This is a genomic window from Kocuria turfanensis, assembly GCF_001580365.1.
Classification (GTDB): Bacteria; Actinomycetota; Actinomycetes; order Actinomycetales; family Micrococcaceae; genus Kocuria; species Kocuria turfanensis.
Genome location: NZ_CP014480.1, coordinates 3,158,187 through 3,184,184 on the forward strand (window position 1 = coordinate 3,158,187; position 25,998 = coordinate 3,184,184).

General features: G+C 74.1%; 28 protein-coding genes and 1 tRNA gene. 16 read left to right on the forward strand and 13 right to left on the reverse strand.

Annotated features, from left to right (window positions below; genetic code table 11):
• The first annotated feature begins 69 nt into the window (after positions 1-69).
• Both AYX06_RS14525 and AYX06_RS14530 read left to right on the forward strand, forming a co-directional pair.
• Complete coding sequence (locus tag AYX06_RS14525) at positions 70-534, forward strand: hypothetical protein (RefSeq protein WP_062736373.1); 465 nt, start codon at positions 70-72, stop codon at positions 532-534.
• A gap of 60 nt (positions 535-594) precedes the next feature.
• Positions 595-924, forward strand: a complete 330-nt coding sequence (locus tag AYX06_RS14530; protein ID WP_147017505.1) for a hypothetical protein — start codon at positions 595-597, stop codon at positions 922-924.
• A 38-nt stretch (positions 925-962) separates the two neighbouring features.
• Here AYX06_RS14530 and AYX06_RS14535 read toward each other — a convergent pair whose 3' ends face one another.
• From AYX06_RS14535 to AYX06_RS20885, 6 genes are all read right to left on the reverse strand, one after another.
• Positions 963-1,532, reverse strand: a complete 570-nt coding sequence (locus tag AYX06_RS14535) for a glycosyltransferase (RefSeq protein WP_062736375.1) — start codon at positions 1,530-1,532, stop codon at positions 963-965.
• Between the two features lie 186 nt (positions 1,533-1,718).
• The gene (locus AYX06_RS14540) at positions 1,719-2,150 is read right to left on the reverse strand and encodes an ATP-binding protein (RefSeq protein WP_062736376.1); all 432 of its coding nucleotides are present in this window, start codon (positions 2,148-2,150) and stop codon (positions 1,719-1,721) included.
• Entirely contained in the window at positions 2,143-2,475 is a 333-nt protein-coding gene (locus AYX06_RS14545; protein WP_062736377.1) for an STAS domain-containing protein, read from the reverse strand. Before AYX06_RS14545 ends, AYX06_RS14540 begins: the two co-directional genes overlap by 8 nt.
• Entirely contained in the window at positions 2,459-4,414 is a 1,956-nt protein-coding gene (locus AYX06_RS14550) for a glycosyltransferase family 2 protein (protein ID WP_062736378.1), read from the reverse strand. The genes AYX06_RS14545 and AYX06_RS14550 overlap by 17 nt, the downstream gene beginning before the upstream one ends.
• Positions 4,411-5,073, reverse strand: coding sequence for a PP2C family protein-serine/threonine phosphatase (locus AYX06_RS20880; RefSeq protein WP_307725493.1), 663 nt, complete (start codon positions 5,071-5,073; stop codon positions 4,411-4,413). The genes AYX06_RS14550 and AYX06_RS20880 overlap by 4 nt, the downstream gene beginning before the upstream one ends.
• 30 nt (positions 5,074-5,103) lie before the next feature.
• The gene (locus AYX06_RS20885; RefSeq protein ID WP_307725492.1) at positions 5,104-5,535 is read right to left on the reverse strand and encodes a response regulator transcription factor; all 432 of its coding nucleotides are present in this window, start codon (positions 5,533-5,535) and stop codon (positions 5,104-5,106) included.
• Between the two features lie 88 nt (positions 5,536-5,623).
• Between AYX06_RS20885 and AYX06_RS14560 the strand changes: the two genes are divergently transcribed.
• Entirely contained in the window at positions 5,624-7,318 is a 1,695-nt protein-coding gene (locus AYX06_RS14560) for a sensor histidine kinase (RefSeq protein ID WP_084271784.1), read from the forward strand.
• Positions 7,319-7,422: 104 nt separating this feature from the next.
• On the opposite strand, the gene AYX06_RS14565 is transcribed toward AYX06_RS14560, so the two are convergent.
• A tRNA-Thr gene (locus AYX06_RS14565) sits at positions 7,423-7,498 on the reverse strand.
• Positions 7,499-7,740: 242 nt separating this feature from the next.
• Here AYX06_RS14565 and AYX06_RS14570 point away from each other — a divergent pair.
• Together AYX06_RS14570 and AYX06_RS14575 are read left to right on the forward strand one after the other, a co-directional pair.
• Positions 7,741-8,448, forward strand: coding sequence for an HAD-IA family hydrolase (locus tag AYX06_RS14570; RefSeq protein ID WP_062736379.1), 708 nt, complete (start codon positions 7,741-7,743; stop codon positions 8,446-8,448).
• Positions 8,449-8,559: 111 nt separating this feature from the next.
• A complete protein-coding gene (locus tag AYX06_RS14575) occupies positions 8,560-9,198 on the forward strand; it encodes a hypothetical protein (protein WP_062736380.1) in 639 nt (212 codons plus the stop codon).
• A gap of 29 nt (positions 9,199-9,227) precedes the next feature.
• Here the strand turns inward: AYX06_RS14575 and AYX06_RS14580 are convergent, their stop codons facing one another.
• The 4 genes from AYX06_RS14580 to tmk are packed head-to-tail and all read right to left on the reverse strand — an operon-like array spanning position 9,228 to position 13,321.
• Positions 9,228-9,821 carry a HutD family protein gene (locus AYX06_RS14580; RefSeq protein ID WP_062736381.1) on the reverse strand — a complete coding sequence of 198 codons (594 nt, stop codon included), beginning with the start codon at positions 9,819-9,821 and terminating at the stop codon, positions 9,228-9,230.
• Between the two features lie 31 nt (positions 9,822-9,852).
• Positions 9,853-11,439 carry an alpha/beta hydrolase gene (locus tag AYX06_RS14585; protein WP_062736382.1) on the reverse strand — a complete coding sequence of 529 codons (1,587 nt, stop codon included), beginning with the start codon at positions 11,437-11,439 and terminating at the stop codon, positions 9,853-9,855.
• Positions 11,440-11,471: 32 nt separating this feature from the next.
• On the reverse strand, positions 11,472-12,611 hold the full coding sequence (locus tag AYX06_RS14590) for a DNA polymerase III subunit delta' (protein ID WP_062736383.1): 1,140 nt from the start codon (positions 12,609-12,611) through the stop codon (positions 11,472-11,474).
• Positions 12,608-13,321 (reverse strand): dTMP kinase, encoded by a 714-nt coding sequence (tmk, locus tag AYX06_RS14595; protein WP_062736384.1) that lies wholly within the window; start codon positions 13,319-13,321, stop codon positions 12,608-12,610. Before tmk ends, AYX06_RS14590 begins: the two co-directional genes overlap by 4 nt.
• Positions 13,322-13,403: 82 nt before the next feature.
• Between tmk and AYX06_RS14600 the strand changes: the two genes are divergently transcribed.
• From AYX06_RS14600 to AYX06_RS14610, 3 genes are read left to right on the forward strand one after another with little or no spacing between them, the layout of a single operon-like run.
• Positions 13,404-14,573 (forward strand): trans-sulfuration enzyme family protein, encoded by a 1,170-nt coding sequence (locus AYX06_RS14600; protein WP_062737108.1) that lies wholly within the window; start codon positions 13,404-13,406, stop codon positions 14,571-14,573.
• Between the two features lie 9 nt (positions 14,574-14,582).
• Positions 14,583-14,894, forward strand: a complete 312-nt coding sequence (locus AYX06_RS14605; RefSeq protein ID WP_307725491.1) for a DUF2516 family protein — start codon at positions 14,583-14,585, stop codon at positions 14,892-14,894.
• A 57-nt stretch (positions 14,895-14,951) separates the two neighbouring features.
• The gene (locus tag AYX06_RS14610) at positions 14,952-15,710 is read left to right on the forward strand and encodes a phosphoglyceromutase (protein WP_062736385.1); all 759 of its coding nucleotides are present in this window, start codon (positions 14,952-14,954) and stop codon (positions 15,708-15,710) included.
• Positions 15,711-15,810: 100 nt separating this feature from the next.
• On the opposite strand, the gene phoU is transcribed toward AYX06_RS14610, so the two are convergent.
• On the reverse strand, positions 15,811-16,509 hold the full coding sequence (gene phoU / locus AYX06_RS14615) for a phosphate signaling complex protein PhoU (RefSeq protein ID WP_047803016.1): 699 nt from the start codon (positions 16,507-16,509) through the stop codon (positions 15,811-15,813).
• A gap of 217 nt (positions 16,510-16,726) precedes the next feature.
• On the opposite strand from phoU, the gene AYX06_RS14620 reads away from it, so the two are divergent.
• Together AYX06_RS14620 and AYX06_RS14625 are read left to right on the forward strand one after the other, a co-directional pair.
• Positions 16,727-17,995 carry a sensor histidine kinase gene (locus tag AYX06_RS14620; RefSeq protein WP_062736386.1) on the forward strand — a complete coding sequence of 423 codons (1,269 nt, stop codon included), beginning with the start codon at positions 16,727-16,729 and terminating at the stop codon, positions 17,993-17,995.
• Positions 17,992-18,672 carry a response regulator transcription factor gene (locus AYX06_RS14625; RefSeq protein ID WP_062736387.1) on the forward strand — a complete coding sequence of 227 codons (681 nt, stop codon included), beginning with the start codon at positions 17,992-17,994 and terminating at the stop codon, positions 18,670-18,672. The genes AYX06_RS14620 and AYX06_RS14625 overlap by 4 nt, the downstream gene beginning before the upstream one ends.
• Positions 18,673-18,767: 95 nt before the next feature.
• Here AYX06_RS14625 and AYX06_RS14630 read toward each other — a convergent pair whose 3' ends face one another.
• The gene (locus AYX06_RS14630) at positions 18,768-19,331 is read right to left on the reverse strand and encodes a hypothetical protein (RefSeq protein ID WP_062736388.1); all 564 of its coding nucleotides are present in this window, start codon (positions 19,329-19,331) and stop codon (positions 18,768-18,770) included.
• A 154-nt stretch (positions 19,332-19,485) separates the two neighbouring features.
• Here AYX06_RS14630 and AYX06_RS14635 point away from each other — a divergent pair, with 154 nt between their 5' ends.
• Genes AYX06_RS14635 through glgX form a run of 6 tightly spaced genes read left to right on the forward strand, consistent with a single transcriptional unit; the run spans position 19,486 to position 25,980 of the window.
• Positions 19,486-19,968 (forward strand): CarD family transcriptional regulator, encoded by a 483-nt coding sequence (locus AYX06_RS14635; protein WP_017831963.1) that lies wholly within the window; start codon positions 19,486-19,488, stop codon positions 19,966-19,968.
• 7 nt (positions 19,969-19,975) lie between these two features.
• Positions 19,976-20,809, forward strand: coding sequence for a 2-C-methyl-D-erythritol 4-phosphate cytidylyltransferase (gene ispD / locus AYX06_RS14640; RefSeq protein WP_062736389.1), 834 nt, complete (start codon positions 19,976-19,978; stop codon positions 20,807-20,809).
• Between the two features lie 4 nt (positions 20,810-20,813).
• A complete protein-coding gene (ispF, locus tag AYX06_RS14645; protein ID WP_062736390.1) occupies positions 20,814-21,305 on the forward strand; it encodes a 2-C-methyl-D-erythritol 2,4-cyclodiphosphate synthase in 492 nt (163 codons plus the stop codon).
• Between the two features lie 35 nt (positions 21,306-21,340).
• Positions 21,341-22,771, forward strand: a complete 1,431-nt coding sequence (gene cysS / locus AYX06_RS14650; RefSeq protein WP_062736391.1) for a cysteine--tRNA ligase — start codon at positions 21,341-21,343, stop codon at positions 22,769-22,771.
• Positions 22,772-22,811: 40 nt separating this feature from the next.
• A complete protein-coding gene (gene rlmB, locus AYX06_RS14655; RefSeq protein WP_062736392.1) occupies positions 22,812-23,774 on the forward strand; it encodes a 23S rRNA (guanosine(2251)-2'-O)-methyltransferase RlmB in 963 nt (320 codons plus the stop codon).
• The gene (glgX, locus tag AYX06_RS14660) at positions 23,761-25,980 is read left to right on the forward strand and encodes a glycogen debranching protein GlgX (protein ID WP_062736393.1); all 2,220 of its coding nucleotides are present in this window, start codon (positions 23,761-23,763) and stop codon (positions 25,978-25,980) included. Before rlmB ends, glgX begins: the two co-directional genes overlap by 14 nt.
• Positions 25,981-25,998 lie beyond the last annotated feature (18 nt).

Here is a 25,998-nt window from a genome sequence, read left to right on the forward strand (position 1 = left end):
GATCGCCGTCGGGCGGACGGCCGCGCCGATCGCCGTAGGATGGACTGTCTCCTCCCGAAAGGACCGCCCGTGGCATTCCTGCGCGACTACCGCGCCGCTCGCCGTGACGAGGCCGAGCTGGGGCTGGGTGTGTGGCGCCGCGCCCACGACCGGTTCCGCCGAGGTCTGGACCGCTTCCACCAGATCCTCGAGACCCTCCCCGACAAGGCGCTCGCGCAGTCCGTGGTGCCCACCGCCAACGCACTGGCCGACCTGCTGCCGGAGGTGCGGGCGATCTGCGCCGCCGCCCAGCGCACGGCACCAAGCAGCAGCCACGACATCCCCGCCTCGACCGGCGGCTACCTCAACGACGTCCACCGTGAGCTCTCCCGGGCCGGCAACGCCATGGCCCAGGCCGCCGAGGCGCTGACCATGGCCCGGTTCATGCGCACCGACGACGAGAGCGCGGCCCACCGCCTGGACGCGGTGGTGCGCCGGGCCGAGGCCGTGCGCGGGCACGTGGACCGCGCCCGGGAGCTGCTGGAGCGCGGGTGAGCCGTCCGGCAGGTCCGCCGGGGATGGACTCAACAGCCTGCTGATGGTTTGATGGACGGCATGACTGCTCCAGGGTTCGACTACCGCGCGGCCGACGACGACTTCGACTCCCGCTGGTCCCGCTCGCCGCTGGGCCGCCCCGGGCACCGGGGGCCCGGCCGCTTCGGGCCGGGCTACGACCTCCCCGGCTACCGCGGGGCCCCGTACGGGCGCGGCGGCCGCCGTTCGGGGCTGCGGATGCTGCCGTTCCCCAGCTACTCGACCCGTACCCGGCGGGGCACGAACGTCTCGGTGGGCGGATGCTGTCTGCCCATCCCGATCGGGTGCCTGACCACCACGGTCCTCGCCGGCGCGGCGGCCGTGGTCGTGGGACGCGCTACCCGGTCCTGAGGACCGGTCCCGGGCGTCGCCGCAGGGCGCCCGGTGGGTCAGGCGGCCACCGGCTGCGCCGGGGCGCCGTGGAGCACCCCGACCGGCACGTCCTGTCCGGCCTCCAGCGGCGCAGCCAGGCGCCACCCGACCGCCTCCAGGTCCAGGGCCAGCCGGGCGTGCCCGGTCACCGGCCCCTCGTCGCAGTAGCGGCCGAAGGACCGGTGGACGTCCTCGAGCGCGCACCAGCGGACCAGGGCGGCGGCACCGCCCACGGCGGAGGCCCGGGCGGAGACGGCGCCCACGTTGCGGTCCTGCAGGGCGGTGAGCGCGCGGGCCAGGAACCCCGGTGGCAGCTCGGCGTCCGGGTCGAGCAGCAGGACGAGGTCGCCGGCCTCCATCCGCACCGTGCCGAGGGCCTGGTTCAGGGCCCCGGCGCGGTGGTGCAGGTTGTCCACGGTGAGCAGGACCTCGGCGCCGGCGCGCAACGCCACGTCCACGGTGGCGTCCGTGGACTCGTCCGACATCACGAGGATCCGTTCCGGCGGGCGGGTCTGGCGGTGGAGCGCGGTGACCGCGTGCCCCACGCGGGCCGCCTCGTCGTGGGCGGGGATGATGGCCGCGATCATGACGACGCCTCCCGCGCTGCGCGCTGCGCGTCCTGCGGGCGGTTCCCCCCGCGGCGGGAGCCCTGATCGGCTCCCCGAATGCGTGCTGCAGATGACACCGGATGTCCCCCCTGACGTCCTGTCCTGCCTCCAATTCTAGGGATCGCGGCAGACAGTTGACATACGCGAATAGGGGGACGACCGGTCCTACGGGGCCTCCGGGCCGCACTCCCGGGAGAGCTCCCAGACGTTCGTGTCCCCGCGGCGCTCGAACACCACGCGGCTCACGAGGGCCTGGATCAGGGCCAGTCCCCGGCCCGACTCGAGGTGCTCCTCGGCCATGGCGCGGCCGAGGTCCACCTCGGCCGGGGCGGCGCCGATCTCGTAGATCATCGCTTCCAGCCGGTGCGGTCCCGCGGCGAGGTCCACCTCGAGCTGGATGGGGGCCTCCGCGGCGGGCACCGCGTGGACCACCACGTTGCCGGCCGCCTCCATGACCGCCAGCGTGAAGGCCATCCGGTCGGCCTCGGGCACGAACGCGGCGGCCTCCCACAGGGCGTCGAAGTCCTCGTGCAGGGCGTCCACGGTCTCGGCGGTGGCCGGGCCGCGCCGGCAGCGGCGGGACGTCGCCTCAGTCATCGGCGAAGGCCGCGTCAGCGGTGTCGTAGGGCGTCAGGACGCGGTGCATGCTGGTGAGCTCGAGGACCATGCGCACCTGGGGCCGGACGTTCGCGATCCGCAGGTCCCCGCCGGCCTGGCGGGCCAGCTTGAGGCACCCGATGAGGGCGCCCAGGCCGGAGGAGTCCATGAACTCCGTGCCGCCGAGGTCGACCACCACGTGGTTGCTGCCCCCGTCCACGACCTGCGCCACGACCTCCCGCAGCTTCGGCGCTCCGACCATGTTCAGCCGTCCGGTGCCCGTGATGTGGGCGAACCTCGGCTTCTGCTCAACCGTGAACTGCATCGGCTTTCCTCTCCTCCGGGTCGAAGCCCGTGTATCTCGCGGCGGTGACGAGCACGCTCAGCACCACCAGGTCGAAGGCGACCCAGGCCACGTTGACCAGGGTCCCCACCGGTTCGTTCAGTCCCAGCGCCAGGCGCAGCGTGCCGATCACCAGGGCCGCGGCGAGCAGGCCCATCACCACCAGCTGCGGGCGGATCAGGTGCCAGGCGGGGCCGGAGTCCTGTCGGACCTTGGGCGTGACCGCGAAGCCGAGGGGCCGGCCGAACCACACGTTGCGCGCGGCGGTGGTGCACGCACGGATCCAGATGGGGAACAGGGCCAGGCTGTACTGCTGGCCGCGCCACGTGGGGATGCCCCGTCCCACCACGAGGAACAGCAGCTGGTTCACCACCATGAAGGGGATGAACCGGACGAAGAAGTCCCAGCTGAGGCTGGTGACGGGCAGGATGCCCAGCACCAGGTAGACGATGGGCGCGGCGAAGTAGACGACGGCCGCGAAACCGCTCAGGTAGCTCCACATCGTGGCGAAGTACATGAGCCGCTGCCCCCACCCGAGCCGGCGCTGCAGCAGCGGGTTCTCGCGGAGCAGGACCTGCACCGTGCCCTGCGCCCAGCGCAGGCGCTGGGTGAGCATGGTCTTGAGGTCCTCGGGGGCCAGGCCGTGGGCGAGGATCTCGTGGTGGTAGACGCTGCGCCAGCCCAGCCCGTGCAGGCGCATGGCGGTGGCCATGTCCTCGGTGACCGAGATCGTGGCCAGCGGCATCAGCGGCTGGGCCTCGCCGGGCCGCTCCACGGACACCGCCTCGAGCACCTCCCGGACCGGTTCCACCGACGCCAGCGGGGAGAGGTCGCGGCGGGACATCCGGTCCACGGCGGAGGAGAGCTCCTCCGGCCACACCATGCCGTCCTCGGGGGGCAGCTCCAGGGCGGCGATCGAGGCGAGGTCCGCCTGGATCTGGGAGAAGTCCTGGGTGACGGTCCGCCGGGCGGCGGCGTCCACGGCCCGCTGCAGCCGGTAGGTCAGCTCGGTCAGCGGTGCCCCGGCCCGGAGTTCCGCGCGGGCGCGCTCGGTGGCGGCCTCGACGTCGTCGAGCATGCCGGCGACCACCGGGTTCGCGGCCTCGGGGGACTTCCGGGCCCGGCGCAGGGCGGTGCGCGTGCGGGCGAGGGACTCCTTGACGTCCTGCTCGACCTCCCGGACGTAGCCGGAGAGGCCGAGCTGCATGAGCGCCTCGCGGCGCAGGATCGCGTTGGAGCCGCAGAAGAAGGCGGCGTTCCAGCCGTCCTTGCCCTGCTGGATGGGCCCGTAGAACAGCGGGGCCTGGCTGCCCAGGGGATCGTGCTCCGGGACGTTGACGAACCACTGCGGGGTCTGCACGAGCGCCACCTTGCGGTCGTTGAACCAGCCCAGGGTCCGGTCGAGGATCCGCGGGTCCGGCACCTGGTCGGCGTCGAGGATCAGCAGGAACTCGCCGTGGGTGAGCATCAGGGCGTTGTTGAGGTTGCCGGCCTTGGCGTGGCGCGGCCGGTCGGCCCAGTCCGCGCTGCGCGTCAGGTAGCCCAGCCCGTGCTCGGCGGCGAGGGCCTCCAGCTCGGGCCGGGCACCGTCGTCGAGGATCCACGTGCTGTGCGGGTGCCGGATCGCCTTCGCGGCCAGGGCGGTGCCCATCACGAGGTCGAGCGGCTCGTCGTAGGTGGTGATGAAGACGTCCACGGTGGCGCCCGGGGGCGGGTCCCCGGCCTCCCCCCGGCGCCGGAGGCGCCACACGGTCAGCCCGAACAGCGAGACGTCGATGAGGCTGTACGTCTCGGCGAGCACGAGGGGCACGGCGATCCACCACGCGGCCCAGTTCAGCGACTCGAGCCAGCGCCAGGCGATGTAGTTCACGCCCAGCAGGAGGGTCAGGACGACCAGCAGCCGGACCAGGAAGCGGTTCATGCCCCCACCCCCGGTTCCGGGAGCCGACGGAGGACGACCGCGGTCACGTCGTCGCCGGGTCCGTCCGCGTCCGGGGCTCCGCCGCGGGCGAGGTCGAGCACGGCCGCGCAGACCGCCCGGGCGTCCGCGCCGCGGGAGGTGGCCTCGGCCACGGCGCGCACGGCCTCGTCCACGTCGTCGTAGGCGTCGAGCAGGCCGTCGCTGACCACCACGAGCGCGTCGCCGGGCGCGAGCGCGAACCGACCGGGCGTCCAGCTCGTGCCGGGCACCGCGCCCACGGGCGGGCCGCCCGGGCGGAGCCGCACGACCCCGTCGGCGTGCACGTGCAGGCCCAGGCCGTGGCCGGCGTCGACGTAGTCGACCACCCCGCGGGCCGTGTCCAGCCGGGCGTGGAAGAGCGTGACGAAGGACCCGGAGTGGTCGAGGTCGTTCTCGAGGTGGCGGCAGGTGTCCCGGAAGGCCCGCTCCATGTCGGGCTGCCCGGCGGCCGAGCGCAGCACGGCCCGGACCGTGGCGGCGATGAGGGCGGCGCCCATGCCCTTGCCCATGGCGTCGGCCAGAGAGATCTGCAGGCCGCCCTCGGTGGCGTACCAGTCGAAGAAGTCCCCGCCCACGCTGCGGGAGGGCCGGCACGCGCCGGCCACGTCGTAGCCGGCCACGACCGGGGCGGCCGAGGGCAGGAGGCTGCGCTAGACCTCCGCGGCGCGGCGCAGCTCCTCCGCGTCGGCCTGCTCCGCCCGGGCGCGCGGGCGGCGGAACATCGCCTCGATCCGCGCCTGCAGCTCACGCGGGCTGAACGGTTTGCTGATGTAGTCGTCCGCCCCGAGCTCCAGGCCCTCCAGTCGGTCGATCTCGCCGGGGCGGGCGGTGACCATGAGGAGATAGGCGTCCGAGAACTCCCGGACCTGCCGGCACACCTCCATGCCGTCGAGGTCGGGCAGGTTCAGGTCGAGGGTGATGAGGTCTGCGCCGTCGCGGCGGACGGCCTCGAGGCCCTCGCGGCCGGTCGCGGCCGTGGTCACGGCGAATCCGCGCATGCCGATGGTCTGGGCGAGAAGGTTGCGGATGTCGTCGTGATCCTCGATGACGACGGCACGACGGCCCTGGGGGGAGGGGGTCATGCACCCATTAAGCCGCTAATCTTTGCGAATGTCATCCCGACCCTCCGGGGACGGCTCACCCCCGTCGGAAGTGCTTCCCGTGGACCGCATGCTCACCGTCCTGTCCTTCGACCGACTCAGCTTCCACGAACTGTCGATGCGCCGGCGGGTGCTGCTGAGCCAGCTGCCGTTCAGCGTCACGACGGTGGTGCTCGTCCTCGGCGTCTGGGTGGTGCACGCGCCCGTGCGCGGGGACCTGCGGCTCCACCTCGCGACGGCGCTGACCCTGGCCCTGACGGCCCTGTGCGTGCTGGTGCCGTGGGACCGGCTGCCCGACGGGGCCTTCCTGGCCGTCCCCGTCCTGGACTTCGTGCCCCTGACCCTCCTCCGGGAGGCCACCCTGACCTGGGTGACCGGGGTGGGCATCATGGCCGCGTTCCCCGTCATCTGGCTCGCCGCCTCGGGGCGGCTGCCGCGGGCCGCCGCCCCGCTCGGCTTCCTGCTGTCCCTGGCCATGGTCTGGGTCCCGCTGCTCGTCCCGCCGCGGCCGGTGACGGCGCAGATGATCACGGCCCCGCTGCTGATCCCGTTCATGCTCCTGGGCATCGGGATCACCGTCCAGGTGCTCTCGAACAGCATGGAGCGGCAGAACGCCGAGCTGACGGCCAAGGACGCGCAGCTGCGCCGCCTGCTGGACGTGACCGCGCGCCGGGAACGGCTGCTGCAGACCGTCATGGACACGGTGGACGTGGGGGTGCTCGCCGTCGACGAGGACGGCCACGACGTCCTGATGAACCGGCGCCAGCGCCGGATCCACGAGCTGTCGCTGCCCGAGGGCATGTCCGACGGCGCCGAGGCGGACCTGCTCATCTACGCCGACGCGGAGGGGACGCCCCTGCCCGCGGAGCAGCGGGCGGCGGCCCGGGCGGTGCGCGGGGAGTCCTTCTCGGACGTCCTGGTCTGGGCCGGCCGGGCCCCCGTCCAGCGGGTGCTCTCCGTCTCGGCGCGGGTCATGCGCGACGACGACGGACGCCCGGAGGGCTCCGTCCTGTCCTTCAACGACGTCACGGAGCTCGTCGCCGCGCTGCAGGCCAAGGACGACTTCCTGGCCGGGGTCTCGCACGAGCTGCGCACGCCGCTGACCTCCATCCGGGGCTACACCGAGCTGCTGGCCATGGACGACGGGCTGCCCGGGCAGGTCCGCTCGGGCCTGGAGGTCATCGAGCGCAACGCCGACCAGCTGCTGGTCCTGGTGGAGGACCTGCTGGGCACGGCGAGCTCGGCGCTCGAGCCGCAGCTCGTGTCCGCCGACCTCGTGCAGGTGGTCGAGCAGTCGGTCGCCGCCGCCGGTCCGAAGGCCGCCGCCGGCGGGGTGGACCTGCACGTCGAGGCGCCGCGGCGCCTCGTGCTGGAGTGCGACCCCGTGCGCATCGGCCAGGTGCTGGACAACCTGCTCTCGAACGCGATCAAGTACTCGCCGTCCGGCGGGCCCGTCACGGTGAGCCTCACCCCCGGCGGGCGCGCCGTGCAGCTCCGGGTGGCCGACCGCGGCATGGGCATGCGGCCGCAGGACGCCGAGGACGTCTTCGGCCGGTTCTTCCGCAGCCCCAACGCCCGGATGAGCGCGATCCCCGGGCTGGGTCTGGGGCTGGCGGTCGCCCGGGAGATCGTCGAGCGCCACGGCGGGAGCATCCGCTGCGAGAGCGCGCTGGGGGAGGGCACGGTCTTCACGGTCCTCCTGCCGCTCGCCGGCCCCGGGTCCGCCGGGGCGGGCGCGCTCGAGGCCCTGCAGCGGCAGGACTGAGGCACGGGCAGGGACGGGGGCGCCGGCAGGGACGAGGCACTGACAGGTCCGGTCCGCGGGGACGACGAAGGCTCCGGACCCTGCTGGGTCCGGAGCCTTCCGGGTGGAGCCTCCTGTCGGAATCGAACCGACGACCTTTTCATTACGAGTGAAACGCTCTACCGACTGAGCTAAGGAGGCCTGCACGTCGCCGTCCGGGACGGGATCAGTGCAGGTGAAACTGTAGCAGAGAGCGTGCGGGCGTCCGCAATTCCGGCCGTCCCGGCGTGCTGCCGGTGCGGCACCGGCACGGCGCCCGCGTTCCCCGGGTGTTCACCCGCCCTTCGGCCGCCACGCCTTCCGGGCCCGGGGCCGGGAGCGCACCATGGACGGACACGACGACGGGGCGGCCACTGGGGCTCTCCCGGGACAGGAGGGCCCCGGTGGGCGAGACGGCGCAGGACCTCGACCTGGCGTTCCTGGACATGTCCGGGACCCTCTTCCACGACAACGGGATCGTGGAGCGGGCCTTCGAGCGGACAGCGGCCGGACTGGGCGTGGACCCGGGCTCCGAGCGGTTCCGGCGGATGCTGGACCACCTCCGCGGCAGCCCGGGGCAGTCGCGGTCCGGAGTGCTCGAGCAGCTCTTCGCCGCGGAGCCCGACCGGGCACGGCAGGCCGTGCGGGACTTCGAGCGCCACCTCGACGACCTCCTGGCCGCCGAGGGCGTGTGCCCGGTGGAGGGCGCGGAGCAGGCGGTCGCGCAGCTGCGCGCGGCCGGGCTGCGGGTGTGCCTGGCCACCGGCCACAACCGGCACAGCATGAACACGCTGCTGGAGCAGCTGGGCTGGACGGGACTGGCCGACCTCAGCCTGTGCCCCTCGGACGCGGGACGCGGGAGGCCCTGGCCGGACATGGTCCTCACCGCGGTGCTGGCCCTGGACCTCGGCGACGTCCGCCGCGTGATGGTCGTCGGGGACACGGCGGCGGACATGCAGGCCGGCCGGCGCGCCGGGTCGGCCGCCGTCGTCGGGGTCCGCACGGGCGCCCATCCCGCCGAGGCCCTGCGCGCGGCCGGGGCGCACGTGGTGGTGGACTCCGTCCGGGACCTGCCCGGCCTCCTCCGGGCGCCCGTGGCCCTCCGCCGCTGACCCGCCCCGGCACGGTCCCCTCCTGCGTGCCGGGAGCGCGAGGGCACCGTCGGCTGGCATGCTGGTCGGGGACCGGCGGGCCGCCGCTCCGGCACACCCCAGAGGACCCCCATGGAACGTCCCGCTCCGCCCCTCCACCGCTCCTGGCGGACCTCGCAGCGCGTGCTGATCACGGTGCTGACGCTCGCCTTCGGGGTGCTGGGGCTGGTCGTCCTGCTGGCCGGTGCCGAGGCCGGGGTGCGGGCCTGGCACGGCCGGGCGGACCTGTGGCTGGAGGCCGCCGCGGCGACCGCCCCGAACGTGGGGGACCTGGCCCCCGGTCTCAGCTCGGAGGGCTACGACCTGGTGCACGTGCGCGTGACGGGAGCGGAGTCCTCCAGCATGGTCCTCTACGCGCTGACCCTGGCCCTGGGCACCGTGGTCTTCGCCGGCATCTGCTTCTTCCTCGCCTACCTGTGCCACCGCATCCACCTCGGCAAGCCGTTCGACCGGGTCCTGACCGTGGGGCTGACGGCGTCCTCGGTCTCGCTCGTGGCGCTGTCCCTGCTGGGCCCGTTCCTCTTCGCGGCCGCGCAGGGGAGGATCTTCGCCGACCTCGGCGTGGAGCTCGGCCGGGCGCCGTTCGTCAACGGCTGGTCCTTCGGGGACACCGACGCGGTGCTGCTGGTGGCCGGGGTGTTCCTCGGCCTGCTGGCGCTCGCCTTCCGCGCGGGCGGCTGGTGCCAGCGCGCCGAGCTCGCGCGGGCCTGACCGGGAGGCCCCGGGCGGGTGCGGGCCGCTCAGTCCCGCGCCGGCGGATCCAGGGACACGACGGCCAGGAAGCCCCGGCCGGTGATCCCGGGACTGTCCGGCTCGGCGCCGCGCACGGTGTCGTGGACCCCGATCTCCTCGGTGGTCGTCTCCGTGATCCCGCCGGCCGTGACCCCGCCGGCCGTGAGCACGGCACGGCCGGAGAGCAGGACCGCCAGCTGGTCCGCGAAGACCGGGTGCGGGCGCTTCTTGGACAGTTCCAGGACCACCACGTGCGCCCGGACCGCCTCGCGCGGGGCCAGGACCTCGAGCGCGCGGACCGGGCCGGTGGGCAGCGCGGCGTCGACGGGCTCGTCGGCGGGACCCCGGAAGGGCCGGTGCCGCTCCAGCGCCTGCTCCCGCCCGCCGGTCCCGAGCACGAGCAGCTCGCCGTCGACGACGGTGAGCACGCGCTCCGCCCCGGCGGCGGCGGGCAGCGTGCCGGGGCGCTCGAGGTCGAGCAGCGAGAGCTCCCAGGCCCCGGCCGGGCCGGCGGCGATCCGGCGCACCGTGCGACCCCCGGCGCGGGTGACGGGCAGGTCGCCGGCGCGCAGCAGGACGGGGCGGGGGAGCGGGTCGGTCACGGGAGCCTCCGGTCGGCGGTCGTGGGCGGGGTCAGGAGCACGTGGTCCCCTCCTCGGGCAGCTCGCCCTCCAGCAGGTAGGCGTCCACGGCGTCCTGCACGCACTCGTCGCCCGAGGCGTAGGCCGTGTGCCCGTAGCTGTCGTAGCTCAGCAGGCGGGCGCTCTCCAGCTGCTCCGCGAGGGCCTCGGACCAGTGGTAGGGGGTCGCGGGGTCGTGCGTGGTGCCCACGACCAGGATCGGGGCGGCGCCGGCGGCGTCGACCGGAGCGGGTGCGGCCGCGGGCTCCACCGGCCAGCCCTGGCACGCGGCGTCGCCGTAGCCGAGGTAGGGGCCGAAGGTCGGCGCGAGCTGTTCGAGCTGCTCCTGGTGCCGGGCCATCTGCTCCTCGGTGACCGTCCCGGCGGACCGGTCGAGGCAGTTGACCGCGGTGAAGGCCATCGTGGTGTTGTTCGCGTACCGGCCCTCGGCGTCGCGCCCGTGGGTGGCGTCGGACAGGGCCAGCAGCGGGGAGAAGTCCCCGTCGAAGGCGGCCCCCAGGGCCTCGTTGAGCTGCGGGTAGGACGTGGTGGCGTACAGCGGGGTCAGGATGCCCTCCACCACGTTCGTGGCCGTGACGCGGCGCCCGTCCCCGGCGGTGACGGTGCCCTCCTCGACCGAGGCGATGAGCTCCTGGATCCGCGCCGTCGCCGCGTCCGTGCTCGAGCCGCCGACCACGCAGCCGCGGATCTCGGCCTGGCACACCTGCACCCAGTGCCGCAGGTTCTCCTCGAAGCCCTCGGCCTGGTCGGCGGTGGCCTCCTGGGCGCTGAGGGTCGGGTCCACGCCGCCGTCGAGCACGAGCCGGCCCACCCGCTCGGGGAACAGGTCGGCGTACACGGCGCCCAGGTGGGTGCCGTAGGAGAAGCCCAGGTACGTGGTGCGCTCGTCGCCCAGGACCGCCCGCAGGACGTCCATGTCCCGGGCGGCGCTGGCGGTGTCCATCTCCGCCACCAGGTCCCCGGAGTTCTGCACGCACTGCGCGCCGAGCCGCCCGTACTCCTCGCGGATCTCGTCGGCGGGCGCCGACCGCGGGTCGAACATCGGCTCGGCGCGCCACGCGTCCAGCTCGGCGTCGTCGAGGCACTCGATCCCCGCGGAGCGTCCCACGCCCCTCGGGTCGAAGCCCACGACGTCGTAGGCCTGCCGCACCTCGTCCGTGACCGTGTACTCGGCGAAGGCCGTCGCGTCCACCCCGGAGGCGCCGGGCCCGCCCGGGTTGATCAGGAGGCTGCCGCGGGCCTGTCCCTCGGCCGGGAGGCGGGACATCACCACGGTGGTGGTCTCCCCGGACGGGTCGTCGTAGTCCAGGGGCACCTCCACGGCGGCGCACCGGAGGTCGTCCTCCGCACCGTTCGTCTCGATCTCGAACTCGCACTCGCCCCAGTCCACCGTCTGGGTGTAGAACCGCTCGAGCTCCGCGGGCGTGCCCTCCACCACGGCGCCGCTCGCGCCCCCGGACGGCTCGTCCGTGCCGGAGGCGCCCAGGGAGGAGCACCCGCCCAGGAGCAGGCCCGCCGCGGTCAGCGCAGCCGCGGCGGGCAGGGGCGCGCGGCGTGGTCGGGAGGCACGGCGGATCATGGGGCTCCTCGGGGAACGGGCGTCGGACGGGGTCACAGCAGGGAGACGGCCATCGCCTCGAACGCGAGCTGCGCGCTGACGTTGGTGCGGATCCGGTCGCGGGTCCGGCTGATCACGTCGATGCGCTGCAGGGTCTGCTCGGGGGTGGCGTTGGAGGCGTGGTCCCGCAGCTGCTGGGCCAGGTGCTCGTTGACCAGACCGGAGCCCGTGCGCAGCTGCAGGGTCAGGACGTCCCGGTAGAAGGTGGTGAGGTCGATGAGGAAGCGGTCGAGGGTGTCGGTCTGGATCCGCCGGGAGCGCCGCTTCTGGTCCGCCTCGAGCCGGTTCAGCGCGCCGCGGATGGCCGGCGGCACCCGGCCCGACTCGGGGGCACCGAGCGCCACGAGCAGCTGCTTGCGCTCCGACTCGTTGCGGGCCTCGGCGTCCGCCTGGGACTCCTCGACCGCGATCTTGTGCAGCCGGTCCGCGGCGCGCACGGCGTCGGGCACCCCGGAGAGCTTCAGGGGGATGGACACCACCTCCTGCCGCCGCGTCCGGGCGTCGTCGTAGAGGGCGAGCCGCTTGGCGATCCCGACGTGGGACTGGGCGAGCCGGGCGCTCTCCTGCGCCCGCTGCCGGGGCACCCCGTGCCGGCGGATGAGCAGCTCCGCGACGTCCTCCACCGCCGGGACCTTCAGCGTGGCGGGCCGGCAGCGGGAGCGGATGGTCACGAGCACGTCCATGGGGCTGGGGGCGCACAGCAGCCAGATCGTGTTCGGCGGGGGCTCCTCGATGGCCTTGAGCATGACGTTGGAGGTGCGCTCCACCATCCGGTCGGCGTCCTCGATCACCATCACGCGCCAGCGGCCCACCGACGGCCGGTCCTGGGCCCGGACCACGAGCTCCCGGGCCTCGTCGATGGTGATCTGCGGGTTCTCCGTGACGAAGTGGGTGAGGTCGGCGTGCGAGCTGGCCAGCACCGTGCGGCACGCGTGGCAGTGCCCGCAGCCGCGGTCGGCGGGGTCCTGCTGCTCGCACAGCAGCGCCGCCGCGAAGGCCAGGGCCGCGTTGGACCGGCCGGAGCCGGGTGGGCCGGTGAACAGCCACGCGTGGGTGGGGCGGTCCTCCCGCGCGGCGCGGCGCAGCTGCCCGACCACGGCCTCCTGGCCCAGGAGCTGGTCCCACACGCTCACGAGGCGACCTCCGCGGCGGTCCGGGGGAGCCGGGCCAGGCGGTCCCGGACGGCGGCCGCGAGCTCCTCGGCCGGCCGGGTCGCGTCGAGCACCAGGTAGCGGCCCGGGGCCCGTGCGGCCAGCTCGAGGAAGGCCTCGCGGTTGGCGTCGTGGAAGGCGTCGGGCTCGACCTCCAGGCGGTCGCCGGCATCGCCGTCGCGGGCCTCCCGGCGGGCGCGGCCCGTGGTCGCGGGGACGTCCAGCAGCACGGTGAGGTCGGGCACGAGGCCGGTGGTCGCCCAGCGGTTGAGCTCCGCGACGCGGTCCACCCCGAGCCCGCGCCCGGCGCCCTGGTAGGCGGCGGAGGAGTCGGCGTAGCGGTCGCAGACCACGGTGCGCCCGGCCGCGAGGGCGGGGCGGATGAGCTGCTCGACGTGGGCGGCCCGGGCGGCCGCGAACAGCAGGGCCTCGGTGCGGGCGTCCACCGGGCCGTGCGCCGGGTCCAGGACCAGGGCGCGCACCCGCTCGCCCAGCGGGGTGCCGCCCGGTTCCCGGGTGCGCACGACGTCGTGCCCCGCCGCGCGCAGCACGTCGGCGAGCAGTCGGGCCTGCGTGGACTTCCCGGCGCCGTCCCCGCCCTCGAACACGACGAAGACCCCGCGCCGGGCGGGCGCGGGGGAGGACTCCGGGGCGGAGGAGGACGGCGGGGCGGGAGCCGGTCGGGAGGTCACCCCACCAGCCTATCGACCGCGGGGGACAGGGAGCGCTCCGCGCCCTGCCGCTGGGGACCCGCCGGGCCGCTAGCCTGTGACCATGACTGCGCGCCCCGAGACCCCGTCCGCCCACTCCACCGACGCCCTGCGCCCGGACACCGTGGTGGTGGCCGGCGGGCGGCCCGCGCCGGAGCACGACGCCCCGGTCGGGCCCGCCATCGTCCTGACCTCCACGTACCGGGGCTCCGGCGGCCTCGACGCCGCCGATCGCGCCTACGGGCGCTACAGCAACCCCACGTGGGAGGACATGGAGGAGGTCCTGGCCCGGCTCGAGGGGGCCGGGCAGCCCGGGCTGCTCTACGCCTCGGGCCTGGCGGCGATCGCCTCGGTGCTGTCCCTCGTCCCCGCGGGCGGGTGCCTGGTCATGCCCCGGCACAGCTACCAGGGCTCCCTGGCCCTGGCCAAGGACCTCGAGGCGCGCGGGCTGCTGACGACCGTCACCGTGGACGTCGCGGACACCGAGGAGGTCGTGGCCGCCCTCGGCGCCGCGGACCTGCTGTGGCTGGAGAGCCCCACCAACCCCATGCTCGAGGTCGCCGACCTCCCGGCGCTGCTCGCCGCGGCCCGGGAGCGCGGCGTGCTCACGTGCGTGGACAACACCTTCGCCACGCCCCTCGTGCAGCGCCCGCTGGAGCACGGCGCCGACGTGGTCGTGCACTCGGTGACCAAGTACCTGGCCGGGCACTCCGACGTCGTGCTGGGGGCGGCCGTCACCTCCGACCCCGGCCTGCGGGACCGGCTGAAGGGCCACCGCTCGCTGCACGGGGCGATCCCGGGCCCGTTCGAGGCGTGGCTCGCGCTGCGGGGGATGCGGACCCTCGCGCTGCGGATCGAGCGCTCCGCGGCGACGGCGGGCGAGCTCGCCCGCCGGCTGCAGGAGCACCCGGCGGTGCTCGAGGTCCGCTACCCCGGTCTGCCCGGGGACCCGGGGCACGAGCGCGCCGCCGCGCAGATGGACGGGTTCGGCGCGATCGTGGCCATCGTGCCCGCGGGGGACGTCGACGCGGTCGAGGCGGCGGTGGACCGCCTGCGGGTGTGGACCCCCGCGACCTCCCTCGGCGGCGTCGAGTCGCTGATCGAGCGCCGGCGCCGGCACCACGAGGAGCCGCGCAGCGTCCCGGAGACGCTGCTGCGCCTGTCGGTGGGCATCGAGAACGTCGAGGACCTCTGGGAGGACCTCGACCACGCCCTGCGCGGGATCGACCGGTAGGCTGGGACCGTGGACATTCCCTGGGTCTTCTATCTCGTGCGATTCATCGACATCGCCCTCGCGCTGGTCGTCGCCGGCCTGGCCGTGTGGGCCTTCGTCGACTGCCTGACCAAGGCGCCGGTGCAGTTCCAGCGCGCGTTCAAGCGCACCAAGGGCTTCTGGCTCGCCCTGACCGGCGGGTCCCTCGCGTTCACGGTCTTCACCCTGCTGCTGCGGCCCAGCCTCTTCGTCCTGCTCATCGCGGGCACGGCCGTGGGCGTCTACCTCGCCGACGTCCGCCCGGCCGTGGGCCTGGAGTCCAAGGGGCCCAACAGCTGGTGACCCGCCCCGTGGCGCCCGCTTGTCCCGGGGCCCGCGCCCGGATGGAAGAATGGGGCCATGGCTACCGAATCAGCACCGTACAAGCTCGTCCTGCTCCGCCACGGACAGTCCGACTGGAACGAGAAGAACCTGTTCACCGGGTGGGTGGACGTGGACCTCACCGACAAGGGGCGGGAGGAGGCCGTCCGCGGCGGTGAGCTGCTCGTGGAGAAGGGCATCGCCCCGGACGTCCTGCACACCTCGCTGCTGCGCCGGGCGATCACCACGGCGCACCTCGCGCTGGACCGGGCGGACCGGCACTGGATCCCCGTCAAGCGGTCGTGGCGGCTCAACGAGCGCCACTACGGTGCGCTGCAGGGCAAGGACAAGACCCAGGTCCGCGAGGAGTACGGCGACGAGCAGTTCATGACCTGGCGGCGCTCCTACGACGTCCCGCCGCCGGAGCTGGACGACTCCGACCGGTACTCCCAGGCCGGGGACCCCCGGTACGCCGACGTGGAGAACGCCCCCCGCACCGAGTGCCTCAAGGACGTCCTCGACCGCTTCATGCCCTACTGGGAGCAGGAGATCGTCCCCGACCTGCAGGCCGGGCGCACCGTGCTCGTGGCGGCGCACGGGAACTCGCTGCGCGCGCTGGTGAAGCACCTGGACGGCATCTCCGACGACGACATCGCGGCGCTGAACATCCCCACGGGCATCCCGCTCTACTACGAGCTGGACGAGGACCTGCGCCCCGTGGTGGCCGGCGGCGAGTACCTCGACCCGGAGGCCGCCGCCAGCTCGATCCAGGCGGTCGCCAACCAGGGCAAGAAGTAGCCCCGGCACCGCAGCACGCCGAAGGGCCGGCCTCACCGCGGCGGTGGGGCCGGCCCTTCGGCGCTCCCGGGCGCGGACCGTGCCGCGCCCGGGCGGGGACTCACTCGCCGCCGTCGCGGCCCACGTGCCCGTGGCCGGTCGGGCGGTCGGAGCTGGCGGGGACCCAGTCCCCGGTCACGAGGTAGGAGACTTTGCGGGTCACCGAGACACCGTGGTCGCCGATCCGCTCGAGGTAGCGGGAGCACAGGGTGACGTCCACGGCCGTGGGCACCGAGCAGTCCCAGGTGGGGGCGGCCAGGGCGTCGAACACCGACTGGTGCAGCGCGTTGACCTCGCCCTTGAGGGCGTAGATGTCGTCGGCGAGGGAGAGGTCGCGGGTCTGGAGCACCTGGATGACGCGGTCCACGATCTGCAGGTCGAGGTCGAACATGCGGGTGAACGTCTCCACGAGCGGCTCGGGGATGACCGGGTCCGGGTAGCGCAGGCGGACGGCCTGGGCCAGGTGGCGGGCCAGGTCCCCGGCGCGCTCGAGGGAGGCGCTCATCCGCAGCGCCCCCACGATCATCCGCAGGTCCGAGGCCACGGGGCTCTGCAGGGCGAGGATGTCGATGGAGCGCTCGTCGAGGTCGTTCTGCAGGAAGTCGATCCGGGCGTCGTTGGAGATGACCTCCTCGGCCAGCTGGATGTCCGCGTCGAGGAGGGCGTCCTTGGCACGGGCGAGGGCCTCGCGCACCAGGGTCGCGATCTGGATGAGCTCCTCCCCGACCTGGTGGAGCTCTGCCTGGAAAACCTTGCGCACGGGTGTGTCCTTTCGAGATGCGGCACGTCCGCGGCCCGCGGCCGGGGCACGGCGCGGGACGGAACGGATGACGAGGGGGCGAGGTGCGAGCACACCCGCCGCCACGGTCACAGCCAGGAGTGAACTTCCGCTCATCTTAGGGTGAACGTTCGTTGAACCTGTAGCTCGTGACGCCCGGGGGGAGCTCCCCGCGCCGGCGGAAGCCTAAGCTGGATCCGTGAGTCCAACTGCCATCGCCGTCGTCGCCGGCCTGCTCGGCTTCGCCCTGGGCGTGAGCGGTCTGATCGGCCTGCGGCTGAGCGGCCGCGGCCGCCGCGCCCGCGCCGACGTGCAGGAGCCCACCCTGCCGGACGGCACCGCGGACGTCCTCGCCGTGATCGGGCGCGCCTACGTGGTGGTGGACGGCGTCGACGGCGTGGTGCGCGCCTCCCCGGCCGCCTACGCGTTCGGCCTGGTCCGGGGGCACACCGTGGTGCACGAGCAGATGCTGGAGATGATCCGCCGCGCCCGGCGCAGCGGGGTGATCGAGGAGCGGCGGGTGGAACTGTCCCGCGGGCCCTTCCAGACCGGCGCCGTGGTGCTCGACGTCCGGGTGGCGCCCATCGCCGAGGAGTACATCCTGCTGCTCGCCGACGACCAGACCGAGATCGCCCGGGCGCAGTCGATCCGCAACGACTTCGTGGCCAACGTCTCGCACGAGCTGAAGACCCCGGTGGGGGCGATCGGGCTGCTCGCCGAGGCGATCGAGGACGCGGCCGAGGACGAGGAGGCCGTGCGCCGCTTCGCCCAGCGGCTGCACAAGGAGTCGGTCCGACTCACCGCCCTGGTGCAGGACATCATCGAGCTGTCCCGCCTGCAGAGCGCCGACGTCGTCACCGAGGGCCGGCCCGTGGACCTCAACCAGGTGATCGCCGACGCCGTGGACCGCAACCGGTTCCCGGCCGAGAACAAGCGGATCGAGCTGGTGGTCGGCGGCCGCGTGACCCGGCCCGTCTTCGGCGACCCCGACCTGCTGGTCACCGCCCTGCGCAACCTCATCGACAACGCGGTGCACTACTCCCCGGAGGGCACCCGCGTGGGCGTCGGCGTCCGCGAGCGGGACGGCATGGCGCAGATCTCGGTCACCGACCAGGGCCCGGGCATCCCCGAGGACGAGCAGGACCGGATCTTCGAGCGCTTCTACCGCGTGGACGCGGCCCGCTCCCGGCGCACGGGCGGAACCGGGCTGGGCCTGAGCATCGTCAAGCACGTCATGTCGCAGCACGGCGGGGAGGCCACCGTGTGGTCGCAGCCGGGCCGCGGCTCCACCTTCACCCTGCGCATCCCCCAGATCGAGGGCGCCGACGAGCCCGAGGAGACCGCCCCGGCGGCCTCCGGCGCGTCCGCCCCACCGGCGCCCACGACGGCGCGAGCCCAACCAGTGACCACGACCCCACGGCCGGCCGCCCCCGCGCGCCGGACCGGGAGCACGGAGGACCGACAATGACCCGCATCCTGATCGTCGAGGACGAGGAATCCCTCAGCGACCCCCTCTCCTACCTGCTGGGGAAGGAGGGCTTCGAGGTGCAGGTCGTGGACAACGGCGTCGACGCCGTCACGGAGTTCGACCGGGCCGGGGCCGACCTGCTGCTGCTGGACCTCATGCTCCCCGGGCAGTCCGGCACCGAGGTGTGCCGGCAGGTGCGGCAGCGCTCCTCGGTCCCGATCATCATGCTCACCGCCAAGGACGCCGAGATCGACAAGGTGGTGGGGCTCGAGCTGGGCGCCGACGACTACGTCACCAAGCCCTACTCCTCGCGCGAGCTCGTGGCCCGGATCCGGGCCGTGCTGCGCCGCCAGGCGGAGCCCGAGGAGCTCGTGACGGCCACCGTGCAGGCCGGCCCGGTGCGGATGGACGTGGAGCGCCACGTGGTGAGCGTCAACGGCGAGCAGGTGGCCATGCCGCTCAAGGAGTTCGAGCTGCTGGAGATGCTGCTGCGCAACGCGGGCCGGGTGCTCACCCGCGGGCAGCTCATCGACCGGGTCTGGGGCTCGGACTACGTGGGGGACACCAAGACCCTCGACGTGCACGTCAAGCGCCTGCGCGCCAAGATCGAGCCCGACCCCTCCGCGCCCCGGCACCTGGTCACGGTGCGGGGGCTGGGCTACAAGTTCGAGGCCTGAGGGCCCGCCGCGGGAGCCACCACGTGCGTGCACCGGAAAGGGCCCGGGACCCGCGCCGCGGGTCCCGGGCCCTGCCCGTGCGCCTCGGCGGCGGGTCAGTGCTCGTCGGCCTGCTGGCCTCCCACGAAGCCCTCCTCGCCCGGCTTCGCCGGGACGTTGGACGGGTTGGCCGGGGTGGTCGGGGCCCCACCGGGAATGAACTCGGCGTAGCGGGGGAAGGTGTGGTCGAGCACCGGCACGGACTCGGTCACGGACTCGCCGGCGGCGCTGATCTCGGTCTCGACCATCAGGCCGGGCATGGCACCGGCCGGGTCGAGGATCACGGGCTCGGTCTCGGACAGCTTCAGGGTGCTCCCGGCGGGGACGGGGATCTCACCCGTGGCGCCGTCCGCGTCCACCGTGACGGTGATGTCCTGGTCGCCGCTGTTGGTGAGGCTGCCCAGCAGCCGGCCCTCGGACTCGGCGCTCTCGGCCACGATGAGCAGATCGGTCGCCTTCAGCTCGCCCATCTCCACCACGATGCCGTCCGCGGGCGCGTAGCCCACCTCGGCGGTGGCCACCGGGTTGATGGCGCTGCACCCGCTGGCTGTGAGCAGGGCGGCCACGGCGGCGGCACTGAGGCCTGCGCGCTTCAGGGACTTGCGGGCGGCGGTCTTCACGGCGCGTACTCCTCGGGAGCTCAGGACGATGTCCCGACCAGCTTATCCGTTTGCCGACGGATCGTCCGCATCGCCGGGCGCCCGGGGGCGGCCACGGCGGATCGGCGAATCCTACACCGTGTTAGAATGGACGTTCTGAAAGGGGTATTTCCATATGGTTTTTGAGGTTGGCGAGACGGTTGTCTACCCGCACCACGGCGCGGCGACCATCGAGGAGATCAAGACCCGCACCGTCAAGGGCGAAGAGAAGATGTATCTCAAGCTCAAGGTGACCCAGGGCGATCTGGTCATCGAGGTCCCCGCGGAGAACGTGGACCTGGTGGGCGTTCGCGACGTCGTCGACGAGGACGGGCTGAAGAAGGTCATCTCGGTCCTGCAGGCGAAGGACACCGAGGAGGCCAGCAACTGGTCCCGGCGATACAAGGCCAACCTCGAGAAGCTCGCCTCGGGCGACGTCCTGAAGGTCGCCGAGGTCGTGCGCGACCTGTGGCGCCGGGACCGCGACCGCGGGCTCTCGGCGGGGGAGAAGCGGATGCTGACGAAGGCCCGTCAGATCCTCACCTCCGAGCTCGCCCTCGCCAAGAAGATCGACGAGGAAGAGGCCGAGAAGCGCCTCGACGACATCCTGGCGTCCTGACCTCCCCGTGACCGGGAACGGGCCACGGCCCACGACGGCGAACCCGCCCTCCCCGGAGGGCGGGTTCGCCGTCGTCGTCGTGGCGGCCGGGTCCGGCACCCGGCTCGGGCACGGCATCCCCAAGGCCCTCGTGCCACTGGACGGCCGCCCCCTGCTCGAGCACGCCCTGCGCGGCGTGGCCGAGGCCGGGATCGCCGACCGGGTGCTCGTCACGGTCCCCGCCGGCGACGTCGACCTGTCCGCCCTGGCCCGGGCGCACGGGGCGCTGCCCGTGACCGGCGGCGCCTCCCGCGCCGCGTCGGTCCGGGCGGCCCTCGCCGTGCTGGGGCGCACCGGCCCCGGGTGCACCGCGGTGCTGGTCCACGACGCCGCGCGGTGCCTGACCCCGCCCGCGGTCTTCCGGTCCGTGGCGCGGCGCGTGCGCTCGGGTGCGCGGGCCGTGGTGCCGGTGCTCCCCGTCGCGGACACGATGCGCCGGGTCGACGAGGCCGGCCGCTCGCTCGGGACCGTGGACCGCACGGTCCTGCGCGCGGTGCAGACTCCCCAGGGCTTCGACCTCGCCCTGCTGCGCGCGGTCGACCGCGCCGCCGCCGAGGCCGGCACGGACCCGGAGACCGTCACCGACGACGCCTCGCTCGTGGAGACCCACGCCCCCGGGGTCGTCGTCCAGACGGTCCCGGGCCACGAGCACGCCTTCAAGATCACCCGGCCCCTCGACCTCGTGCTGGCCGAGGCCGTGCTCCGGGGCCGGGCGCCCGGCGCCGCCGGCGCGGTCCCGGTCGCCGCCGGGCCCTCCACCGCCACCGCCACCTCCACCGCCACCACCCCCGAGGAGCGCTGACCCCGTGAACCTGCCCCGCACCGGCATCGCCGTGGACGTCCACGCCTTCGGGCCCGAGGGCACCCCGCTGTGGGTCGCCGGGCTCGAGTGGCCGGGGGAGCGGGGCCTGGCCGGGCACTCGGACGGGGACGTCGTGGCCCACGCCGCCGCCGACGCCCTGTTCTCGGCCTCGGGCACCGGGGACCTGGGCTCCAACTTCGGCGTGGACCGCCCCGAGATGCAGGGCGCCTCGGGGCTGCACCTCCTCGCCGAGGCGGCCCGGATCGTGCGGGCGGCCGGGTTCGAGATCGGCAACGTGGCCGTGCAGCTGATCGGCGAGCGGCCGCGCTTCGCGCCCCGCCGCGCCGAGGCCGAGACCGCCCTCAGCGCCGCGGCCGGCGCGCCCGTGACGGTCAGCGCCACCACCTCGGACCACCTCGGGTTCCCGGGCCGGGGCGAAGGGCTCGCGGCCGTGGCCACCGCCCTGGTCGTCGCCGTGGGAGCGGGCGGGGCCTGACCGGCCCGCGGGCGCGCGCCCTTATGATGGGCCGTGTGACTCTGCGCTTCTACGACACCGCCACCGCCTCCGTGCGGGACTTCGAGCCCGTCCACCCCGGTGAGGCGCGTCTGTACTACTGCGGTGCCACCGTCCAGGGCATGCCGCACATCGGGCACGTGCGCTCCGCGCTCGTCTTCGACCTGCTGGCGCGCTGGCTGGAGTTCCGCGGCCACCGGGTCACCACGGTGCGCAACGTCACCGACATCGACGACAAGATCCTCGCCAACGCCGCGGCCTCGTTCGCCCCCGACTACACCGGCGACCACCCCCGCGAGCCGTGGTGGGCGCTGGCCTACCGGTTCGAGCAGGTCTTCAACGCCGCCTACGACGCCATCGGCATCGCCCGGCCCACCTACGAGCCGCGCGCGACCGGCCACGTCCCGGAGATGCACGCTCTGATCCGGGCCCTCGTCGAGGCCGGGCACGCCTACCCGGCCCCGGACGGCTCGGGCGACGTCTACTTCGACGTCCGCTCCTGGGCCCGCTACGGGGAGCTCACCCACCAGTCGGTGGACGACATGCAGGACGCCCCGGACGCCGACCCGCGCGGCAAGCGCGACCCCCGCGACTTCGCCCTGTGGAAGGGGCACAAGGCCGGCGAGCCGGAGACCGCGCGCTGGGAGTCCCCGTGGGGGGCCGGCCGGCCCGGCTGGCACCTCGAGTGCTCCGCGATGGCCGGGAAGTACCTCGGGGACCACTTCGACATCCACGGCGGCGGCCTGGACCTGCGCTTCCCCCACCACGAGAACGAGCTCGCCCAGTCGGCCGCGGCCGGGCAGCGCTTCGCGAACTTCTGGCTGCACAACGGCCTGGTCACCTCCGCGGGGGAGAAGATGTCCAAGTCGATCGGCAACACGGTCTCCCCGGCGGACATGCTCGCCGCGGCCCGTCCGCTCGCCGTGCGCTACTACCTCGGCCAGGCCCACTACCGCTCCGTGCTGGACTACCGGCCCACCTCCCTGACCGAGGCGGCCGCCGCCGTGGAGCGCATCGAGTCCTTCCTGCGCCACGCCGCGGACTCCGGGCTCGACCTCGCCTGGACCCCCGCCGACGTGCCGGCGGCCTTCCAGGAGGCCATGGACGACGACCTCAACGTGCCCCAGGCCCTCGCGGCGCTGCACGAGGCCGTGCGGGCGGGCAACTCCGCGCTCGCCGACGGCGGTGACCCGTCCGCGCCCGCCCGCGCCGTGCGGGCCATGACCGACGTCCTCGGGCTGACCGGGCTCATGGACCTCGGCGGGGCCGGCGGCAACGCCGCCGAGCACGCCGCCCTCGACGCCCTCGTGCGCTCCCTCCTGACCCAGCGCGAGCAGGCCCGCGCCGCCAAGGACTGGGCCCGGGCCGACGCGATCCGGGACGAGCTGGCCGCGGCCGGCGTCGCGGTCCGCGACGGCGCCGACGGCGCCGCCTGGTCCGTGGCCTGAGCCGGCCCCCACCCACCACCGACCGAAACAGAGGAATCCCATGCCAGCCCCCAAGCGCCCCGGTGCGATCCGCAAGAACAAGAAGGGCCCCCTCGTGGGCACCGGCGGCCACGGCCGCAAGGCGCTCGAGGGTCGGGGACCGACGCCGAAGGCCGAGGACCGCCCGTACCACAAGGCGCACAAGATGAAGAAGGCCGCCGAGCGGCGCCAGCCCCAGGGCGGCCGCACCCGGGGCAAGGTCCAGGAGGACCTCGTCACCGGGCGGAACTCGGTGGTCGAGGCGCTGCGGGCGGACATCCCCGCCAAGGCCCTCTACGCGGCGAGCAGGATCGACGTGGACGACCGCGTGCGGGAGATCCTGCAGATCTGCGCCGAGCGCGGGATCACGATCCTCGAGGCCTCCAAGTCCGAGCTCGACCGGCTCACGAGCGACGCCGTGCACCAGGGGGTGGCCCTGCAGGTGCCGGCCTATGAGTACGAGGACGCCGTGGAGACCGCCCGCCGGCTGATGACCCAGTGGGAGAAGCGGCACATCCACCGCCCGCCGCTGCTGGTCGCCCTCGACGGCATCACCGACCCGCGCAACCTCGGGGCCATCATCCGCAGCGCGTCGGCCTTCTCCGGCAACGCCGTCATCGTCCCCGAGCGCCGCTCCGTGGGCGTCACCGCCTCCGCCTGGAAGACCAGCGCCGGCGCCGCCGCCCGCGTGCCCGTGGCGAAGGCGGCCAACCTCAACCGCGCGCTCGAGGAGCTCAAGGGCATGAGCTACTTCGTGGTCGGCCTCGACGGCGACGGCGACGTCCAGCTGCCCGGGCTCGAGCTCGCCACCGAGCCGCTGGTGATCGTGGTCGGGGCCGAGGGCAAGGGCCTGTCCCGGCTGGTCACCGAGAACTGCGACCAGGTCGTCTCCATCCCCATCGACTCCGCCATGGAGTCCCTCAACGCCTCGCTGGCCGTGGGCATCACCCTGTACGAGGTGTCGCGACGCCGTGCTGGTTCCTGAGCCCCGGCGGCAGGACACCGGCCGGCCCTACGTCTCCCACCCGTACCCGCTGGGGGTGCACCCCTCGCACGAGCGCGACGGCAGCGCCAACGTGGCCGTCTACGCCCCCGGGGTGCCGGACCTCGACATCGTCTTCCGGCTGCCGGGCGGGCGCTGGCAGCGGCGCCGGCTGACCGGACGCACCGGCGGGGTGCACCACGGGACGATCCCCCCGGCCGAGCAGCAGCGGCTCTCCGAGACAGGCTTCGAGTACATGCTGCACCGGGACGAGGCCCCGGCGCTGCCCGTCGGCACGGAGTACGGGTTCGTGCCCGCGGACTCGCCGGTGGCCGCCCGCCGCCGCGCCCCGGACCCCTCCGACCAGCAGGTCCTGCTCGACCCCTACGGCAAGGGCCTGCGCCGCGTGGCCCCGCCGGACGACGTCGAGGACCCCGGCCCGGACGCCTACGGCGGACGCTACGTCTCCGTGGTCGCCCAGCAGGACTTCGACTGGGACGAGGACCGCCCGCCGGCCACCGCGTGGCGGGACACGGTGATCTACGAGGCGCACGTCAAGGGCCTCACCGCCCTGCACCCCGACGTCCCCGAAGAGCTCCGGGGCACGTACGCCGGCCTGGCCCACCCGGTGATGACCGACTACCTCACCTCGCTGGGCGTCACGGCCGTGGAGCTGCTGCCCGTGCACGCCCACCTGGACGAGCCCCACCTCACGGCCCTGGGGCTGAGCAACTACTGGGGCTACAACACGCTGGGCTTCTTCGCCCCGCACGCCGGCTACGCCACCGAGGCCGCCCGCGCCCGCGGCCCCCAGGGCGTGCTCGACGAGTTCAAGGCGATGGTCCGCGACCTGCACCGGGCCGGCCTCGAGGTCTACCTCGACGTGGTCTACAACCACACGGCCGAGGCCGGGCAGGGCGAGCCGGCCTACTGCTGGCGCGGCCTCGGCGACGAGGCCTACTACCGGCACGGCGACGACGGCCGCTACGTGGACGTCACCGGGTGCGGCAACTCGGTGAACTTCGGCAACCCCCGTGTGGTGCAGATGGCCCTGGACTCCCTGCGCTTCTGGGTGGAGCGCTGCCACGTGGACGGCTTCCGCTTCGACCTCGCCCCGGAGCTGGCCCGCGACGAACGCCACCGCTTCACCCGCAACCACCCCTTCCTGGTCGCCGTGAACGCGGACCCCGCGCTGTTCGGCACCAAGCTCATCGCCGAGCCGTGGGACGTGGGCATGGGCGGATGGCAGACCGGGCACTTCCCCGAGGGGTGGGCCGACTGGAACGACCGCTTCCGGGACACCGTCCGCGACTTCTGGCTCACCGGCCCGCGCAGCATGAGCCTGGGCGGGGACGGGGGCAACGCCTCGCGCCTGGCCGGGGCGCTCACCGGCTCCGCGGACCTGTTCGCCGCCTCCGGGCGCAGCGCCCTGGCCTCCGTGAACTTCGTGACCGCCCACGACGGCTTCACCCTGGCCGACCTCGTGTCCTACGACAACAAGCACAACCAGGCCAATCTGGAGAAGAACCGGGACGGCACCAACGACAACCACTCCTGGAACCACGGGATCGAGGGCCCGGCCCGGGACGTGCGGATCCGCGCCGACCGCGCGCAGACCGCGCGCAACGTGATGGCCACCCTGCTCTTCTCCCAGGGCGTGCCGATGATCACCGCCGGGGACGAGTTCGGCCGCAGCCAGCGCGGGAACAACAACGCCTACTGCCAGGACAACGAGCTCTCCTGGGTGGACTGGCGCCACACCCCCGCCGACCGGGCCATGCTGGCCGCGACCCGCTCCCTCGTGGCCGTGCGCGGCGAGTTCCTCGCCGGGCAGCCGTCCCACTTCCCGACCCGGCCGGACGAGGTGATGATGCACTGGTTCGGCCCGGACGGCTCGCCCATGACCGCGACCGACTGGCAGGCCCCCGGCGCCCGCACCATCCAGGTGCTGATCGGCTCGCGCGGCGGACGCGTCTCGGGGCTGATGGTGGTCAACGGCGCGAGCGCCGACATGGCGATCACGTTCCCGGACGTCACGCAGCTGCTGCGCCCCGACGAGGAGGAGCACCCGCTGCGGGCCTCGGAGGGCGTCTACGCCCTGGTGCACAGCACCGCCTCGGTGCTGCACGGCCGCTACGGCGCCCGCTACCGCGCCGGGCGGCCCCAGGGCGTGCCCGCCAACTCGGTCACCCTGTTCCGGCTCCTCTGAAGACGCGCCGGGCCGGGC